The following is a 15,860-nucleotide window of genomic DNA, read 5'->3' as shown; positions in this document are numbered from 1 at the left end:
GCGCCTCAGGCGCCGCGCGTCGCCTGCCTGCCGCGGCGGCCCACCTTCGCGTAGCGCCGGCGCATCGTGGCCAACGCATATCTCAACGCGATGTTGAAGGACGCCTTCAGCGCCGGGAACGGGCTGTTCGGGTGCCCGGCCACACGGCCGCCAGCGTTACGCCAAGCCGGCAAACCGCCGCGCAAGGCGCGGGCGCCAAGCAGCCCCAGCGCGCGGGCGCGCTTGGCGGCCTTGAGCGGCGCCGCCTTCGGGCCGCCATAGAATATGAAGATTTTTCCGGGCTCGAACAGTCGGGCGTGCAGCGGGCTTGCGGGATCCACCAGCCCGGCGAACTCGCCGGGGGGACAATGGAACGATCCCTCGATCCAGCCGATCTGATCAGCCGTCTCCCAGTCGCTCAGATCGACCATCACGACCTGCTTGCGACGCCACAAAGCGAGGGCCTCGGGCGCCTTGATCACGAGCGGCGCGTCGGCGCGGCGATTGGCAGTGCTGCTTGGCCGCGGAACGGCCGTTAGTGGAGTGATGCCGGGAAGCGCAGAACTCGTGAACGCCATGTCAGGCGATCCCTCAAAAGTGATTCGGTCAGCGCACGCGTATTCTACCTTGGCGCGGCCATTGTCGGTCCGCCCTTTGAAGCTTTCGTGACAGGAATATTGTCGATTAGACGAACGCCTGAGAGACGGGCGGCTACCAGAAGCCGCGCCGGGCGCTCCAGAGTTTCGTCGTGGGCGCCCAAGCTCTCCGCGTCACGGAGTTCGAGATAGTCGATCGTGAACCCAACGCTCTCCATTTCTCGCCGTGCAACGATCAAAGCCTGCTCCGGGTTCCCGCCAGCCGAAATGGAGCCTGCCGCCCCCGTCAGCGACCGGTACAGCGCAGCGGCCTTGGCGCGGTCGTCGGCGCTCAGATAGGCGTTCCGGGACGACAGTGCGAGACCGGAAGACTCGCGCACTGTGGGCAGGGTCACGATCCGGACGGGCAGCCAGAGGTCGCGGACCAGCCGGCGGATCACTGCGGCCTGCTGATAATCCTTCTCGCCGAATATGGCGACGTCCGGAGCGCACTGGATCAGCAGCTTCGTGACGACTGTCGCGACGCCGGCGAAAAAGTGTGGCCGCGCATCGCTTTCAAGGCCCGCTGCGGGTCCGCCGACGGTGACGACCGTGGAGGCGCCGGCGGGATACATCTCGCCGACGTCCGGCGCGAACACGAGCTCGGCCGATGTCGTCTCGAGCTTCCGGAGATCGGCCGCCAGATCGCGTGGATACGTCGCCAGATCCTCATGCGGCGCGAACTGCGTCGGATTGACGAAGATCGACACGACGACGCGGTCGGCCTCTTCGGCCGCGCGCGCGACCAGCGCAAGATGTCCCTCGTGCAGGGCGCCCATCGTGGGGACCAGCGCGATCCGCTCGCCCGCCGCCCGCCAGGGTCGCAGGCGATCCCGCAGCGCGGAGACGGTCGAGACGACGGTAGGCGGTCGGGGCATCGGGCGTTCGCTCTCTCCTCGCGGCTCTCGCGGCCGCGGGGCGCCTGCGTTATCAGGATGTCGGGCTGCGCGCCACGCCACGTTCGCCGCGGTCCTGCGCCCTCAGTCGGGCGCGGCGGACGAGCAGGAAAGACATGATCTGGATTCTTCTGGGAGCGATGGCGCTCGCGGCCGTCGTCGCGGTGGGCCGCATCGTCATCAAGTCAGACCCGAAGCGCGCGCGGCCCTCAGTGCAGGTCGCCTCGGCTCTATGCTGGGCCGTCGGTCTTGCGCTCGCCTTCACGGGCAAGCCGCTGCCCGGCCTCATCCTGATGGCGCTCGGCGCGTTCGGGACAGGCGCGCTCGCGCAGCGCCCCCGTTCAAGAGTCGGTGAACGAGAGCGTCGCGGCCGGCCGACCGGAGGGGGTCCGCACTTCGAGGGTCACGCGAACCCGGGGGGCCGAGAGGGAGACGTCCGTCGCCGGCGGCCGGGCGTAATGACGGAAGAGGAGGCGTATCAGATCCTTGGCTTGCAGCCGGGGGCGAGCGCGGAGGAGGTCGCTCGTGCGCATCGGACGCTGATGAAGAAAGTCCATCCCGACCAAGGGGGGTCGACTGAACTCGCGGCGAGGGTCAACGCCGCCAAGGACGTTCTCGCGGCGCGGCGACATGCCTAGCCTCCCCGATCCGCCTCAGTTCTTGATCGCAAAGCAGCTCACCGAGCTGCGCTTCAGCGCCTTGCAGGCGGCGTCCGCACTCCGCTCGGTGAGACCCGCGAAACGCGCCCGGTAATAGGTCGTCTCGCCCTTTGTGAAGGTCTCGGTGAACGGCTCTGCGCGCTTCAGCATGCTGCCGCCTTTCGCCTGCGCGTCGGACAGCAACTGCTGCGCGCGCTCGGCCTCGGTGGTGGCGCCGATCTGGATCATCCAGCCGGACCGGACCGGAGCCGGCTCGGCGGCCGGGGCCGGCCGCGGCGCGACGTCGAGGTCACGCGTGGCCGACGCCACACGCACGGGCCGAGAAGACGCATCGTCCGCGCTCGCGGCCACCGTCCGCGCGACGCTGCCGGTGACCGAGGGCTGATTGCCGACGACCCAGCGCATCGGCTGGCCGACCTCGGCGGAAGCCGGCGCCGGCTCCGGCTCCGGCTCCGCCACAACCGGCAGCGCAGCCGCCACGACAGGCTGCTCGTCGACAGGGACCACGCGAGGCGCGGCCTTGGGCGTGACGCCGGAGGCGACCGGCGCGGGGGCGGGCAGGGGGATCTCGGCCTCGGCCACGCGCTCGCGAACCGGAAGCGGCGGCGCAGCGAGCGGCGTCGGCACGCTCGCCATCACTGCGGGGCGAGTGGTCCTGACGGAGCCGCGATCGTTCTCCGCGACGAGCGGCGCGGTGCGCGAGCCGGACTGAGCCTTCGGCAGGTTGAGCGCGATCAGCTCGCGCATGTGCGCGTCGCGGGACGGGCCCGTGCGGCCGCCCATGACCACCGCCACGACGCTGCGGCCCTGGCTCTTGACGGATGTGAGGAGGTTGAAGCCGGACGCGTTGGTGTAGCCGGTCTTGATGCCGTCGACGCCTTCGACGCGGCCAAGCAGCTTGTTGTGGTTCGGCATCGTACGGCCGGCGAACGTGAAGGAGCGCGTGCCGAAATAGCCGTAGTAACGAGGGAAGCGGTCCTGGATGGCGCGGCCGAGGGTCACCAGGTCGCGGGCCGTGGTGACGTGGCTCGGGTTCGGCAGGCCGGACGCATTGCGGAAGACGGTCCTGTTCATGCCGAGCGCGCGCGCCTTGCGCGTCATGCGATCGGCGAAGCCGGCCTCCGAGCCTTCGAGGTTCTCCGCGAAGGCGCAGGCGACGTCGTTCGCGGACTTCGTCACGAGCGCCTTGATTCCGTCTTCGACCCGCACGCCGAGGCCCGGCCGCAGTCCGAGCTTGGAAGGCGCCGCCGCCGCGCAGTGCGCCGACATGGTGATCCGGCTGTCGAGGCTGATGCGGGAGCGCTCCAGATCCTCGAATACGAGGTAGAGCGTCATGACCTTCGTGACGGAGGCGGGAAACCGCAGGTCGTCGGCGTTCTTCTCGTAGAGCACGGCGCCGGTCTTCGCATCCACGACCAGCGCCGCGTAGTTCGGCGCGCCGGTGAACGTGGCGGCGGGGGTGATGCGCGACTTGTGCTGCGCCGCGTGCGGCCGCCGCTTCGATCGGGCTTCGGCGCTATCGACGGTGGTCAGGACCGCGCCCGCCAGGACGCCTGCGGCCGCCACGCAGGAGACAAACCGACCGCTCCAACTCACAACGCAACTCGCCTTCATCACACGCATTCCCGTATTGCCTGCGCCGGATCGACGTTGCCGGTCGACCCTTGCTGACGCCGTCTCACGCCGCCGCCGTCTCCCGGACAGCGCAGTCAACGACGCTAAGCAGACGCGGTTACGGAGGGGTTAAGGCGAACGTCCTGTTGTGCGGTGCAAAAGCGTTCTTGACAGCTATGTTGCACTGCATATATTTCGTGCGCTTGAACGCCCAAGGCGTCCGAAAGCGCTCCGCTAAAGGGTCGAGCCGCTTTCAACACAGCGGGGCGCGCAATGCGCAGCCCAACCCTGCAGGAGGAGACCGGCATGACGACCAACACGTTCGAAGACGCTCAGAAGTTTGGCCGCGAGAACATGGATCTCGCGCTCAAGAGCTTCGGCACCGTAAGCAAGGGCTTGCAGGCGATCGCCGTCGAAGTCGCCGATTACTCGAAGAAGGCGTTCGAGGACGGCAGCGCTCTGGTCGAGAAGATCGCAAGCGTCAAGTCCATCGACAAGGCGTTCGAGGTCCAGTCCCAGTTCGTCAAGTCGAGCTACGACGCCTATCTGGCGCGCATGACCAAGATCGGCGAGCTGTACGCGGATCTGGCGAAGGAAAGCTACAAGCCGATCGAGACGGCGTTCGCCAAGATCAAGTGACGCTCTGACGTCAGCGGCCGGCCCCGATGGCCGGCGCATCCCCACAGCCCGGCGTCTCGCCGGGCTTTTTTTTACCTCTTCGGCTTCCTACTTGATCGTCGGCGGGGCGTTCCGACAGTCTGGCGTGTGCGAAACTCCAGGGCTAGGATCAGCCCAGGTGATTTGATGCGGCGCCGCGCGGGCCCTCGAACGCGCCGCGGCGAACGGGAAGGCGGCGGCGAACTGATGAGGGAGGCGAGGACGGGTAATTCGAAGCGTGGCTTGCGTCGCACGGACGTACGGCGCAGCGGGGCCGCCCTGCGGGCCGCGAAACTCACTGCGGGTCTGCGCAGGGTCGAGGATGCGGGACCGGGCACGGGCGTCGTGACGAAGACGCGGCCGAAGGTCAAGCGGCCGAACCTTTATCGTGTGCTGATACTTAACGACGACTACACTCCGATGGAGTTCGTCGTGCACGTGTTGGAACAGTTTTTTGCGAAAGATCGTGAGGCTGCGACGCGCATCATGTTGCACGTCCACAATCACGGCGCGGGGGAGTGCGGCGTCTACACCTATGAGGTGGCCGAAACCAAAGTGACGCAGGTCATGGATTTCGCGCGGAAGCATCAGCATCCATTGCAATGCGTCATGGAAAAGAAGTGAGGTAAAGCAATTGCCGTCATTCTCGCGCAGCCTCGAGCAGTCTCTCCACCGCGCTCTGGCTTTCGCTAACGAGCGCCATCACGAGTACGCGACGCTCGAGCATCTGCTGCTGTCCCTGGTTGACGATCAGGACGCGGCGGCTGTCATGCGAGCCTGCAACGTCGACCTGGAAATTCTGCGGCGCAACCTGATCGAGTACGTTGACGCCGAGCTCGAAAATCTGGTCGGCGACACGTCGGAGGATTCCAAGCCCACCGCGGGCTTCCAGCGCGTCATCCAGCGCGCCGTCATCCATGTCACGTCTTCCGGCCGGGAAGAGGTCACCGGAGCGAACGTCCTGGTGGCGATCTTCGCCGAGCGCGAGAGCCACGCCGCGTTCTTCCTGCAGGAGCAGGACATGACGCGCTATGACGCGGTGAATTACATCAGCCACGGCATCGCCAAGCGCCCGGGCCTGTCCGAAGCTCGCCCCGCGCGCGGCGCCGACGACGAGGCGGGCGCGAGCGCCGACGAGGCCCCGAGCGGCGGCAAGAAGAAGGCCGACGCGCTCGACGCCTATTGCGTGAACCTCAACAAGAAGGCGCGCGAGGGCCGCATCGATCCGCTCATCGGGCGCGACGCCGAGATCACGCGCACCATCCAGATCCTGTGCCGCCGCACCAAGAACAATCCGCTCTTCGTCGGCGACCCCGGCGTCGGCAAGACCGCGATCGCCGAAGGCCTCGCGCTGCGCATCGTTCGCGACGAGGTGCCCGAAGTCCTGCAGGACGCCACCGTGTTCTCGCTGGACATGGGCGCGCTCCTCGCCGGCACGCGCTACCGCGGCGACTTCGAGGAGCGGCTGAAGCAGGTCGTGAAGGAACTCGAAGCGACCCCCGGCGCGATCCTGTTCATCGACGAGATCCACACCGTCATCGGCGCGGGCGCGACCTCGGGCGGCGCGATGGACGCATCGAACCTGCTGAAGCCGGCGCTCGCCTCCGGCACGCTGCGCTGCGTCGGCTCGACAACCTACAAGGAATACCGCCAGCACTTCGAGAAGGACCGGGCGCTCGTTCGGCGCTTCCAGAAGATTGACGTGGCGGAGCCTTCGGTCGAGGACGCGGTCGAGATCCTCAAGGGCCTCAAGCCCTACTATGAGAGCTATCATCAGGTCCGCTACACGAACGAGGCCATCAAGGCGGCGGTCGAGCTCGCGCACCGCTACATCAACGACCGCAAGCTGCCCGACAAGGCGATCGACGTGATCGACGAGACCGGCGCCTCGCAGATGGTCCTGCCGGAGAACAAGCGGCGCAAGACGATCGGCGTGAAGGAGATCGAGGCGACGATCGCCACGATGGCGCGGATCCCGCCGAAGTCGGTCTCCAAGGACGACGCCGAGGTTCTGCGGTCGCTGACCGAGAGCCTGAAGCGGGTGGTGTACGGGCAGGAGGCCGCCATCGAGGCGCTCTCCTCCACGATCAAGCTCGCGCGCGCTGGTCTGCGGGATCCGGAGAAGCCGATCGGCTGCTACCTGTTCTCGGGACCGACCGGCGTCGGCAAGACAGAGGTCGCGCGCCAGCTGTCGTCGCTGCTGGGCGTCAAGCTGCTGCGGTTCGACATGTCGGAATACATGGAGCGCCACACGGTCAGCCGCCTGATCGGCGCGCCTCCCGGCTATGTCGGCTTCGATCAGGGCGGGCTGCTGACGGACGGCATCGACCAGAACCCGCATTGCGTGCTGCTGCTCGACGAGATCGAGAAGGCGCATCCCGACCTGTTCAACATCCTGCTGCAGGTGATGGACCACGGGAAGCTGACCGATCACAACGGAAAGCAGGTCGATTTCCGCAACGTCATCCTGATCATGACGACCAATGCGGGAGCGTCCGACCTCGCGAAGGAGCCGATCGGCTTCAACCGCTCCAAGCGGTCCGGCGAGGATTCCGACGCCATCAACCGCCTGTTCGCGCCGGAATTCCGCAACCGGCTCGATGCGATCATCGCATTCGGCAACCTGCCGATCGAAGTGGTGCGTCAGATCGTCGAGAAGTTCGTGCTGCAGCTCGAGGCGCAACTCGCCGACCGCAACATCACGATCGAGCTCTCCGACGAGGCGCGCGACTGGCTGGCCGAGCGCGGCTACGACCCGCAAATGGGCGCGCGGCCGCTCGCCCGTCTCATTCAGGAGACGATCAAGACGCCGCTCGCCGACGAGGTGCTGTTCGGACGCCTGAAGGGCGGCGGCGCGGTCAGGGTGCTGGTCGAGACCAAAGAGGATGGCAAAGCCGGCCTCGGTTTCGCCTTCCCCGAAGGGCCAGTCACGCCGAAGCCCGAGACGATCGGCGACAAGCCGGGCGACCGGCCGGCGCGGCGCCGCTCGGAGAGCTCCCGGAAAGGCGGCTCCAAAGCGCCCCCGCTCGTGCGCAGTGACGGCTGAGCGGGCGCGGCGCCCGGCGCAACACGCGCCGGGTTGACCGCTGATGGACGCGACCCCTTCACATGAGGCGCCGGCTCCCGCCGGCGCCTCTCGTCCGTTCTGGCGCGGCGCGCGAGCGGCCCTGAGCACCCCGGGGCTGGTGCTGTTCGGAAGCTTCACCGGCTTCGGAGCGATGACGCACGATTTTGGCTGGCCGATCTGGATCGCCGCGTTGTCGACGGTCCTGATCTGGGCGGCGCCGGCCCAGCTGGTGCTGGCCGGCGCGCTCGCGAGCGGCGCCGGCATCGCGGCGGCGTCGCTTGCGGTGACGATCTCGGCGGTGCGACTGCTGCCGATGGTGGTGTCGATCCTTCCTGTCCTGCGCTCCGACCGCACCTCCCTCGGGGCCCGGCTTCTCGCCGCGCACTACGTGGCGGTGACTGCCTGGTTCGAAGGACTGCGCCGCACGCCGGCGCTCGATCGCGAAAGCCGCATGCCGTTCTTCCTCGGCCTCGCGAACGGGCTGGTGGTGGGCAGCACGATCGCGACCGTGGCCGGACACGCGGCGGCGGGCCTGCTGCCGGCGGCGCTTTCGATCGGGCTGCTCGGTCTGACGCCGATCTACTTTCTTCTGTCGCTCGAGCGGGGCGCCTCCGGCCTCGGCGAGCGGCTCGCGATCGGGTTCGGGCTGGTTCTCGCGCCGCTGATCGCAACCGTTTCGCCGCGCTTCGACCTGCTCTGGACCGGAATTATCGGCGGGACGATTGCGTTTGCGATCGACCGGGCGGCGCGCCGACGGCGTTCAGCCGCATGACGCCTCACGACGCCGGCTTTCTGCTGCTCGCGGTGATTGCAGCCTTCTTCGCGAACGAGATCTGGCGCGCGCTCGGAGTCGTGCTTTCAGCGCGGCTCGACGAGGACGGGGCGCTGTTCGCCTGGGTGCGGATGGTTGCGACGGCTCTGGTCGCCGGACTGGTGGCGAAGCTCGTGCTGTCGCCGAGCGGCGGCTTCGCCCTGGCGCCGCTCTGGCTCCGGCTCGGTTCAGCCGGCGTCGGGATTGCGGCTTACACGCTCGGCCGCCGCTCTCTTGCGCTTGGCGTCGCGGCAGCGGAGGTCGCGCTCGTCCTCGGCGTGGTCGCGCTCGGAGCGTAGGCTCGGGCCTTCAGTCCAACGCGGCGCGGATCTTCTCGGCGTGGGCGGCGAGGACGTCCTGGTTCTCCATCTGGCCGGTATGCGGCCTCAGCGGCACGTCGGTCCAGCGCGGCAGGATGTGGACGTGGGTGTGAAAGATCACCTGGCCGCCGGCGGTTTCGTTAAACTGCTGGATGGTGACGCCCTCGGCGCCCATGCCCGACTTCACCGCGCGAGCGACCTTCTGCACGGCGGCGAAGAGCGGACCCAGATCCGCCGTTTCCGCCTCCAGCAGGGTGCGCGACGGCGCCTTGGGAATCACCAGCACATGACCGTCCGCCCGCGGCATGACGTCCATAAACGCCAGCGCCGCGTCGTCTTCGTAGACTTTCTGGGCGGGGAGGTCGCCGCGCAGGATCTTGGCGAAGATGTTTTCGGGGTCGTACTCGGCCATAGGCGCCGCGGCTCCGTCCGGGAGAAGGGCGGCCAAAGGATCGCGCCCGGGAGCTTCGGTCAAGCGCCCTCTTCGGCAGCCGCTTCCGCTCGCCGGAACGGCGTCGCGGCCTCCAGCGCGTCCTGGACCTCCGAAACGTAGCGGCGCTCGCGCGCCAGATAGGTTTTCACGGCGCGCGCGAGCTCGGGGTCTGCGAAGGCGTGCGCGGAGTAGGTGGTGACGGGCCGATAACCGCGCGCAAGCTTGTGTTCGCCCTGCGCCCCAGCCTCGACGCGCGGCAGGCCGCGCGCGATCGCGGCGTCGATCGCCTGGTGGTAGCAGACCTCGAAATGCAGGAACGGACGATCCTCGATCGCGCCCCAGTAGCGGCCATAGAGCGCGTCCCCGCCGATGAAGTTCAACGCGCCGGCGATCGGCCGGCCGCCGTGCTCGGCGATCACCAGCAGGATCCGCTCCGGCATGGCCTCGCCGATCAGGCTGAAGAACCGCCGGTTCAGATAGGGGCGGCCCCACTTCCGCGAGCCCGTGTCGAGATAGAAGGCGAAGAAGGCGTCCCAGTGCGCTTCCGTCAGGTCGGCGCCCGTCAGATGGCGGATCACGATCCCGTCCGCCAGCGCCTCGCGCCGTTCGCGCTTCAGCTGCTTGCGCTTGCGGGACGATAGGTCCGCCAGGAAGTCGTCATAGGAGCCGTAGCCCTCGTTGCGCCAATGAAACTGCTGGTCCGTCCGGGCCAGAAAACCCTGCTGGACGAGCAACGCCTGCTCCGCCTCAGTGGCGAAGGTCACGTGAGCGGAGGAGGCGCCGATCTGGCGCATCAAGCCCCGCAGGGCGGCTGCAAGCGCAGTCTGCGCCGCCTGCCGATCCTGGCCGGGCGCGGCAAGGAGGCGCGGCCCGGTCGCAGGCGTGAACGGCGCCGCGACCTGCAGCTTCGGATAATAGCGTCCGCCGGCGCGCTCGTATGCGTCGGCGAACGCGTGGTCGAACACGTACTCGCCCTGGCTGTGGCTCTTCAGATAGCAGGGCGCGAAGCCGGCCGCCGCGCCCGAGGCGTCCTCGAGCGCGAGATGAGCGGGCGTCCAGCCCGTGCCGGGGCCGACGGCGCCGGAATCCTCGAGCGCCTTGAGGAACCTGTGATCGACGAACGGGTTGTAGCTCGCGTCGGCGCCTTGGGGCTGCGCGCAGGCCTGCCAGACCTCGGGGTCTATGTCGGAGATGCGCTCGACGAGGCGCGCGCGGAAGGGTGGTCGCTCGGACATTCTGGCTGGTCACGTGAGGGCGGCCCCGGAAAACTAGGTTGCCCGGCGGCCATGTCCAAGGGGCGGGGGTGCGGCGAACCGCCGGACCTGCAGGGCTTTATCCCGGCGCCGCGCTTTGGTTCTATGCGGCGCGGCCGAAGGGCCCAAAAAGGGTCTTCTGCGCGGATCACCGTTTGCAGGGACCAATGTGGAAGGAAGCGACGCATGAAGATTCAACTTGTCGCCGCCGCTGCGGTCCTGCTCGGGCTCGCGGGCGCCGCTCAGGCGCATGGCCCGACCCGGCAGAAGACCCAGCAGGAGGTCGAGATCAACGCCCCTGCCGACAAAGTCTGGAAGGCTGTCGGCAACTTCCAGGACGCCAGCTGGATCCCTGTGGTCGAGAAGACCGAAGGGCAGGGCGGCAACGAAAAGGGCGCGACGCGGAAGCTGACCCTCAAGGGCGGCGGGACCGTCGAGGAAGCTCTGGATGCCTATGACGAGGCCGACAAGACCTTTCACTACCGCATCACCAATGTGGACGTGAAGGTTCTGCCGGTCACCAATTACTCATCGAAGGTCACGGTGACGCCGGAGGGCGACAAGACCAAGGTCGTCTGGTGGGGCGCGTTCTATCGCGGCTATCCGAACAATGATCCGCCTGCCGATCTGAGCGACGAGGCTGCGGTCAAGGCGGTGAGCGGCCTCTATCGGACCACGCTCGATTCTCTCAAGGAGAAGCTCGAGAAGGGGAGCTGATCTGATCTCCCACACCCGCGCAGCGCTTCTGGCGCTGCTCCTTGTCGGCGCGGGCGGGTCCCGCGCCGATGAGGCGTTCGTGACAAATCAGGCTGAGGACGATCTGAGCGTCCTCGACCTCGATACGGGCAAGGCAGTCGCCACCATCCCGATCGGCGGAAAGCCCGCGGGCGTCGCTGTGTCCGCGGATGGCGCGCGAGTCTACGTGACGAGCCCTGACGGCAAGGCGCTGTCGATCGTCGACGCGGCCGCCCGAAAGCTTCTTCACCGCATGCCGCTCGAAGGCGGGCCGCTCGGCGTCGCTGTCCATCCCTCCGGCTCGCCGGTCTATGTGGCCGACTGGTACGCGTCCCGGATCATGGTGGTGGATCCCGAGAAGCGGGAGGTCACCGGCCGGATCGAGGTCGGCAAATCACCCTCCGGCCTGGCTGTGACGCCCGACGGCAAACTTCTGCTGTCGGCGGATCGCGAGTCCAACCAGGTGTCGATCATCGACCTTGCGACCGAGAAGGTTCTCGCCGCCGTGCCGGTGGGCGAGCATCCATTCGGCGTGACGATCGACGCTGAGGGGAAGCGCGCCTATACGGCGAACGTCACCTCGAACGACGTTTCGGTGATCGACATTGCGGCGCGAAAAGTCGTCGGGACGGTCCCGGTAGGCGAGCGCCCCTATGTCGTAGGGCTTGCGAATGGCCGCGCCTTCGTAACCGATCAATACGCCGGGCAGGTCTCCGTATTCGACACGGCTACGCTCCGGCCGCTGAAGGACGTGCCGGTCGGCGAGTACCCGGAGGGCCTGCAGGCCTCGCGGGATGGGAAGCGCGTCTATGTCGTCAACTGGGCGTCGAACACAGTGACGGTGATCGACTCGGAGACGCTTAAGTCCGTCGGAGAGATGAAGACGGGCGATGGTCCGCGCGCCTTCGGCCTCTTCATCAGGCCGACGGCGCCGATCCAGCAGCGTCCATGAGCGCTCGCACCTGAGCCGCGAGCTGCATTGGATCAAACGGCTTGGGAATGACGGCCATGGCGCCCAGCTGCTTGAACCGATGAATTTCGGTCGCCTGGGTTCGCGCCGTGATGAAGATCACGGGCGTCTGCCGCGTGGCGGCTCCCGCGCGCAAGCGAGTGAGGGTCGCCAGCCCGTCCATGTCGGGCATCATGACGTCAAGAAGGATGAGGTCGGGGGCGAAGCTCGGCGCAAGCGCCAGAGCGTCTGCGCCCGTCGCCGCCGTCTCGACAATCATCTCCGGATCTATTTCAAGCGCGAGCCGGGCGATCTCCCGGATGTCGGACTCATCGTCGACATAAAGCACTCGCACAGGAGGCTCTCAGCTAAGGCGTTTCAGGCGGCATGCGTACTGCAGAGATCATCCTCAGTCGAGACTAACGCCACACTTTTGACGCGTTTATCCGAACGCGCCCATCGCGCTCCAGATGATCGCGCCCGACATCAATGCAAGGCCAACCACATCGCCGCGAAGAAGCTGACGTTCGATCGCGTTATGAGGCGAGGTATTCAGCAGCGCGTCGTCAACAATATCTATGTCGTCAGACCCGAACTCGACGCCTGCCTCAATGAAGTCTTCCGCATCCGCTGCGTTGACCGGCAGATTTGCTGCGACGACTGCATGCGAAGCAGAAGCGGTCGGTCTGTTCTCGAGAACGTAAAACATTGAAGCGCTCAGGCGTGTTTCGCTGAATTAAGCGTTCAACGCGCCTCTCGCCACCGAGTTCCGCTCCGAACTCGGTGCTTCACAATTTCTTTACGCCTAGGAGCCTCAGCCGCGCGGCAGCGCACCGTCGTCGATCAGATGCTCAAGAGCCCCGATCGCAACCTCAAGGTCGGCGATCTTGCGCAGCGCGCCGTCGGAGGGGAGGGTGCGAGCGCGGGCCGCGGCCGCAAGAAGCTCGATCTGGGCCGCTTTCATGCGGTCGAGCAGAGTCTTGTAATCGTCCATCTGCGGCGGAAATCCCCTCGGGCGAGGAGGCCGCCAATCTGGCTGTGCCCCCGCCAATAAATGGAAAATTTGGTCGGAGCGGCGGGATTTGAACCCACGACCCCTAGTCCCCCAGACTAGTGCGCTAACCGGGCTGCGCCACGCTCCGACACCCCTTGAGGGGCGGCGCTTGCCCTAGCGCCATTCGGGCCGACGCGCAAGCCGGCGGGAAGGGCGCCGGTCGGCTGAACGGAAAATGAATGAGCCGTCCGGCTTCCGTTCAGCCGGGACCGCGCAACCTGTCCGGACTTTCGAGATCTTCCCCCGCCTTGAACAGGCGTCGACGCGGACACCGCCCCTCTCCGCGCCGAGAGTTTCTCGGAGGATGAGCCCGGCCGGCAGGGGAACGGCCGGGCCATTTTTTTTCAGCAGAGCAGTTCGGTTGGACTTCGACGCGATAGGCGGCCGCCCGATCGGCGGAGCGGCCTGGACGATAAAGCTACTAAGTTTATAGAATGACGTTGACAGGCGGCGCGGGCCATGGCGTGCTCGGCGGCGTAGCTCCTGGAGACTCGTTCATGATCTTCCGTATCGCAGCGCGTGTTGCGGCCGCGCTCGCGCTTGCCGGGCCCTTGGCGGCTGGCTCGCCGGCGAACGCGCAAACCCGCATCACCAACGTCTCCTATGATCCGACGCGCGAGCTCTACAAGGAGTTCGACGCCGCGTTCGAAAAGAAGTGGAAGGCCGACACCGGCGAGGACATCAGGGTCCAGGCCTCGCATGGCGGCTCAGGCAAGCAGGCCCGCGCCGTGATTGACGGCCTGAACGCGGACGTCGTCACGCTCGCCCTGGCCGCCGACATCGACGCGATCGCCTCCGCCAGCGGCAGGATACCGGCGGACTGGCAGAAGCGCCTGCCGCACAATTCCGCGCCCTACACGTCGACGATCGTGTTTCTGGTCCGCAAAGGAAACCCGAAGGCGATCCGGGACTGGGACGATCTGGTGAAGCCCGACGTTCAAGTCATCACCCCGAACCCAAAGACCTCCGGCGGCGCCCGCTGGAACTATCTCGCCGCCTGGGCTTATGCGGCGGAGAAGAACGGAGGCGATCAGGAGAAGGCGAAGGCCTTTGTCGCCGCGCTCTACAAGAACGTGCCGGTGCTCGACTCCGGCGCCCGCGGCTCCACGACCACATTCGCGCAACGCGGCCTCGGCGACGTGTTGCTCGCCTGGGAGAACGAGGCGTTCCTCTCCTTCAAGGAGTTCGGCGACCACAAGTTCGAGATTGTCTACCCCTCGCTGTCGATCCTCGCTGAGCCGCCGGTCGCGCTTGTCGACGGCAATGTCGACAAGAACGGCACCCGCAAAGCCGCCGAGTCCTATCTCAGGCTGCTCTATGAGAAAGAGGGCCAGACCATCGCTGCGCGCAACTTCTACCGGCCGAGCTTTCCCGATCTCGCAGACCCGCAGGATCTGGCGCGCTTCAAACAGCTGAAGCTCGTCACGGTAGACGCCGAGTTCGGCGGCTGGAAGAAGGCTCAGGCGGAGCATTTTGGCGAAGGCGGCACGTTCGACCAGATTTACAAGCCGGGCGGTTGATCCCTCGCCGTCGGGCGCCGGACGCGCGGTCCTGTCGGCCGCGCGTCCATGCGTTCTCCACCGACGCCACGCGATCCGCTAAGACACGCAGGACAGCACTCGAGGACGCCATGGATCTGAAGATCAGGAACATCCGCAAGGACTACGGGAAGTTCCCGGCGCTCAACGGGGTCAGCCTGGACATCCGCTCGGGCGAGCTGATCGCGCTGCTCGGGCCTTCGGGTTCGGGCAAGACGACGCTGCTGCGCGCCATTGCGGGACTTGAGTTCCCCGACGGCGGGCAAATCCTGTTCGGCGACGTGGACGCCTCGCGCAAGACCGTCCAGGAGCGCAATGTCGGCTTCGTCTTCCAGAGCTATGCGCTGTTCCGGCACATGAAGGTGCTCGACAACATCGCGTTCGGCCTGAGGGTGCGGGAGCGGTCGCGGCGGCCCTCGGAGGCGCAGATCCGCCGGCGCGTGCTGGAGCTGCTCGATCTTGTCCAGCTTACCGGGCTCGAGGGACGTTATCCGGCTCAGCTGTCGGGCGGCCAGCGGCAGCGCGTGGCGCTCGCCCGGGCGCTGGCGATCGAGCCACAGGTGCTGTTGCTCGACGAACCGTTCGGCGCGCTCGACGCGCAGGTCCGCAAGGAGCTGCGCCGCTGGTTGCGCAAGATCCACGATGACACCGGCCACACCACTGTGTTCGTCACGCATGACCAGGACGAGGCGATGGAGCTCGCGGACCGGGTGGCGGTGCTGCACAAGGGCGATCTGCAGCAGGTCGGCACGCCTGACGAGGTCTATGACCAGCCGGCGACGCCGTTCGTCTACGGCTTCATCGGCGAGTCGACGGCGTTGCCGGTGATGGTGCGCGCCGGACGGCTCGAGCTCGACGGCCGGGCGCTTTCGATCGGCGCGAGCGGCGTCGCCGAGGGGCCGGCGCGTCTGCTGGTGCGTCCCCAGGACGTGGCGCTGGTCGAACCGGAAGCCGGAGTCGTGACCGGCGAGGTCGTCGCCCTGCGGCGGTCCGGATCGAACCGCCGCATCGACGTCTGCGTCGGGGCCGAGCGCAGCCGGATCGAGGCGCTGGTCTCCCCGGAAGACGAGATCGGGGTCGGCGATCGGGTCGGTTTGGCCTTCCGCCGCCATGCTCTGTTCCCCGACGAAGCCGCCGCCGCTCCGGTCGCGCGCGCCGCATGAGGCGCCGCACCGCCGCCGCTGCTACTGTCCCGCCGCGCCAAGCTCAGGGGATTCGGCGCGCCCCGGTGTAAGGGCGGGAACGGCGCGATGGCGATAG

17 protein-coding genes, 1 tRNA gene and 1 pseudogene are annotated in these 15,860 nt (G+C 67.2%); 10 read left to right on the top strand and 9 right to left on the bottom strand.

Annotation, left to right across the window (positions count from 1 at the left end; translation table 11 throughout):
* Positions 1-5 precede the first annotated feature (5 nt).
* Entirely contained in the window at positions 6-461 is a 456-nt protein-coding gene (locus VM780_RS11820; RefSeq protein ID WP_325447505.1) for a rhodanese-like domain-containing protein, read from the bottom strand.
* 140 nt (positions 462-601) lie between these two features.
* Positions 602-1,492 carry a pantoate--beta-alanine ligase gene (gene panC / locus VM780_RS11815; protein ID WP_325447503.1) on the bottom strand — a complete coding sequence of 297 codons (891 nt, stop codon included), beginning with the start codon at positions 1,490-1,492 and terminating at the stop codon, positions 602-604.
* A gap of 467 nt (positions 1,493-1,959) precedes the next feature.
* On the opposite strand from panC, the pseudogene VM780_RS11810 reads away from it, so the two are divergent.
* Positions 1,960-2,148, top strand: a pseudogene (locus VM780_RS11810) (DnaJ domain-containing protein); the annotation flags it as partial.
* 15 nt (positions 2,149-2,163) lie between these two features.
* Here the strand turns inward: VM780_RS11810 and VM780_RS11805 are convergent.
* A complete protein-coding gene (locus VM780_RS11805; RefSeq protein WP_325447501.1) occupies positions 2,164-3,792 on the bottom strand; it encodes a D-alanyl-D-alanine carboxypeptidase in 1,629 nt (542 codons plus the stop codon).
* A 297-nt stretch (positions 3,793-4,089) separates the two neighbouring features.
* Between VM780_RS11805 and VM780_RS11800 the strand changes: the two genes are divergently transcribed.
* From VM780_RS11800 to VM780_RS11780, 5 genes are all read left to right on the top strand, one after another.
* A complete protein-coding gene (locus VM780_RS11800; protein ID WP_325447499.1) occupies positions 4,090-4,422 on the top strand; it encodes a phasin family protein in 333 nt (110 codons plus the stop codon).
* Positions 4,423-4,683: 261 nt separating this feature from the next.
* Positions 4,684-5,064 (top strand): ATP-dependent Clp protease adapter ClpS, encoded by a 381-nt coding sequence (gene clpS / locus VM780_RS11795; RefSeq protein WP_414652812.1) that lies wholly within the window; start codon positions 4,684-4,686, stop codon positions 5,062-5,064.
* 10 nt (positions 5,065-5,074) lie between these two features.
* On the top strand, positions 5,075-7,486 hold the full coding sequence (clpA, locus tag VM780_RS11790) for an ATP-dependent Clp protease ATP-binding subunit ClpA (protein WP_325447497.1): 2,412 nt from the start codon (positions 5,075-5,077) through the stop codon (positions 7,484-7,486).
* A 43-nt stretch (positions 7,487-7,529) separates the two neighbouring features.
* A complete protein-coding gene (locus tag VM780_RS11785) occupies positions 7,530-8,279 on the top strand; it encodes an AzlC family ABC transporter permease (RefSeq protein ID WP_325447495.1) in 750 nt (249 codons plus the stop codon).
* The gene (locus tag VM780_RS11780) at positions 8,276-8,617 is read left to right on the top strand and encodes an AzlD domain-containing protein (protein ID WP_325447493.1); all 342 of its coding nucleotides are present in this window, start codon (positions 8,276-8,278) and stop codon (positions 8,615-8,617) included. Before VM780_RS11785 ends, VM780_RS11780 begins: the two co-directional genes overlap by 4 nt.
* Before the next feature lie 10 nt (positions 8,618-8,627).
* Here VM780_RS11780 and VM780_RS11775 read toward each other — a convergent pair whose 3' ends face one another.
* Both VM780_RS11775 and VM780_RS11770 read right to left on the bottom strand, forming a co-directional pair.
* The gene (locus VM780_RS11775; RefSeq protein ID WP_325447491.1) at positions 8,628-9,050 is read right to left on the bottom strand and encodes an HIT family protein; all 423 of its coding nucleotides are present in this window, start codon (positions 9,048-9,050) and stop codon (positions 8,628-8,630) included.
* 59 nt (positions 9,051-9,109) lie between these two features.
* The gene (locus VM780_RS11770; protein ID WP_325447489.1) at positions 9,110-10,306 is read right to left on the bottom strand and encodes a GNAT family N-acetyltransferase; all 1,197 of its coding nucleotides are present in this window, start codon (positions 10,304-10,306) and stop codon (positions 9,110-9,112) included.
* A 204-nt stretch (positions 10,307-10,510) separates the two neighbouring features.
* On the opposite strand from VM780_RS11770, the gene VM780_RS11765 reads away from it, so the two are divergent.
* Both VM780_RS11765 and VM780_RS11760 read left to right on the top strand, forming a co-directional pair.
* The gene (locus VM780_RS11765) at positions 10,511-11,041 is read left to right on the top strand and encodes an SRPBCC family protein (RefSeq protein WP_325447487.1); all 531 of its coding nucleotides are present in this window, start codon (positions 10,511-10,513) and stop codon (positions 11,039-11,041) included.
* A 1-nt stretch (position 11,042) separates the two neighbouring features.
* Positions 11,043-12,011, top strand: coding sequence for a YncE family protein (locus VM780_RS11760; protein ID WP_414652816.1), 969 nt, complete (start codon positions 11,043-11,045; stop codon positions 12,009-12,011).
* On the opposite strand, the gene VM780_RS11755 is transcribed toward VM780_RS11760, so the two are convergent.
* From VM780_RS11755 to VM780_RS11740, 4 genes are all read right to left on the bottom strand, one after another.
* On the bottom strand, positions 11,977-12,363 hold the full coding sequence (locus VM780_RS11755; protein ID WP_325447483.1) for a response regulator: 387 nt from the start codon (positions 12,361-12,363) through the stop codon (positions 11,977-11,979). The two genes, VM780_RS11760 and VM780_RS11755, sit on opposite strands and share 35 nt — an antisense overlap.
* A gap of 87 nt (positions 12,364-12,450) precedes the next feature.
* Complete coding sequence (locus VM780_RS11750; protein ID WP_325447481.1) at positions 12,451-12,717, bottom strand: hypothetical protein; 267 nt, start codon at positions 12,715-12,717, stop codon at positions 12,451-12,453.
* A 105-nt stretch (positions 12,718-12,822) separates the two neighbouring features.
* Positions 12,823-13,002 carry a hypothetical protein gene (locus tag VM780_RS11745; protein ID WP_325447479.1) on the bottom strand — a complete coding sequence of 60 codons (180 nt, stop codon included), beginning with the start codon at positions 13,000-13,002 and terminating at the stop codon, positions 12,823-12,825.
* A gap of 70 nt (positions 13,003-13,072) precedes the next feature.
* Positions 13,073-13,150, bottom strand: a tRNA-Pro gene (locus VM780_RS11740).
* Between the two features lie 409 nt (positions 13,151-13,559).
* Between VM780_RS11740 and VM780_RS11735 the strand changes: the two genes are divergently transcribed.
* Positions 13,560-14,582: a sulfate ABC transporter substrate-binding protein gene (locus tag VM780_RS11735; protein WP_325447477.1), complete on the top strand. Its 1,023-nt coding sequence runs from the start codon at positions 13,560-13,562 to the stop codon at positions 14,580-14,582.
* A 110-nt stretch (positions 14,583-14,692) separates the two neighbouring features.
* On the top strand, positions 14,693-15,763 hold the full coding sequence (locus VM780_RS11730) for a sulfate ABC transporter ATP-binding protein (RefSeq protein ID WP_325447475.1): 1,071 nt from the start codon (positions 14,693-14,695) through the stop codon (positions 15,761-15,763).
* The last annotated feature ends 97 nt before the right edge of the window (positions 15,764-15,860 follow it).

It is taken from the genome of Hansschlegelia sp., assembly GCF_035538955.1.
Taxonomy (GTDB): Bacteria; Pseudomonadota; Alphaproteobacteria; order Rhizobiales; family Methylopilaceae; genus Methylopila.
Note: the sequence above shows the minus strand (reverse complement) of the source record. Positions and strands in the feature narration are given on the sequence as shown.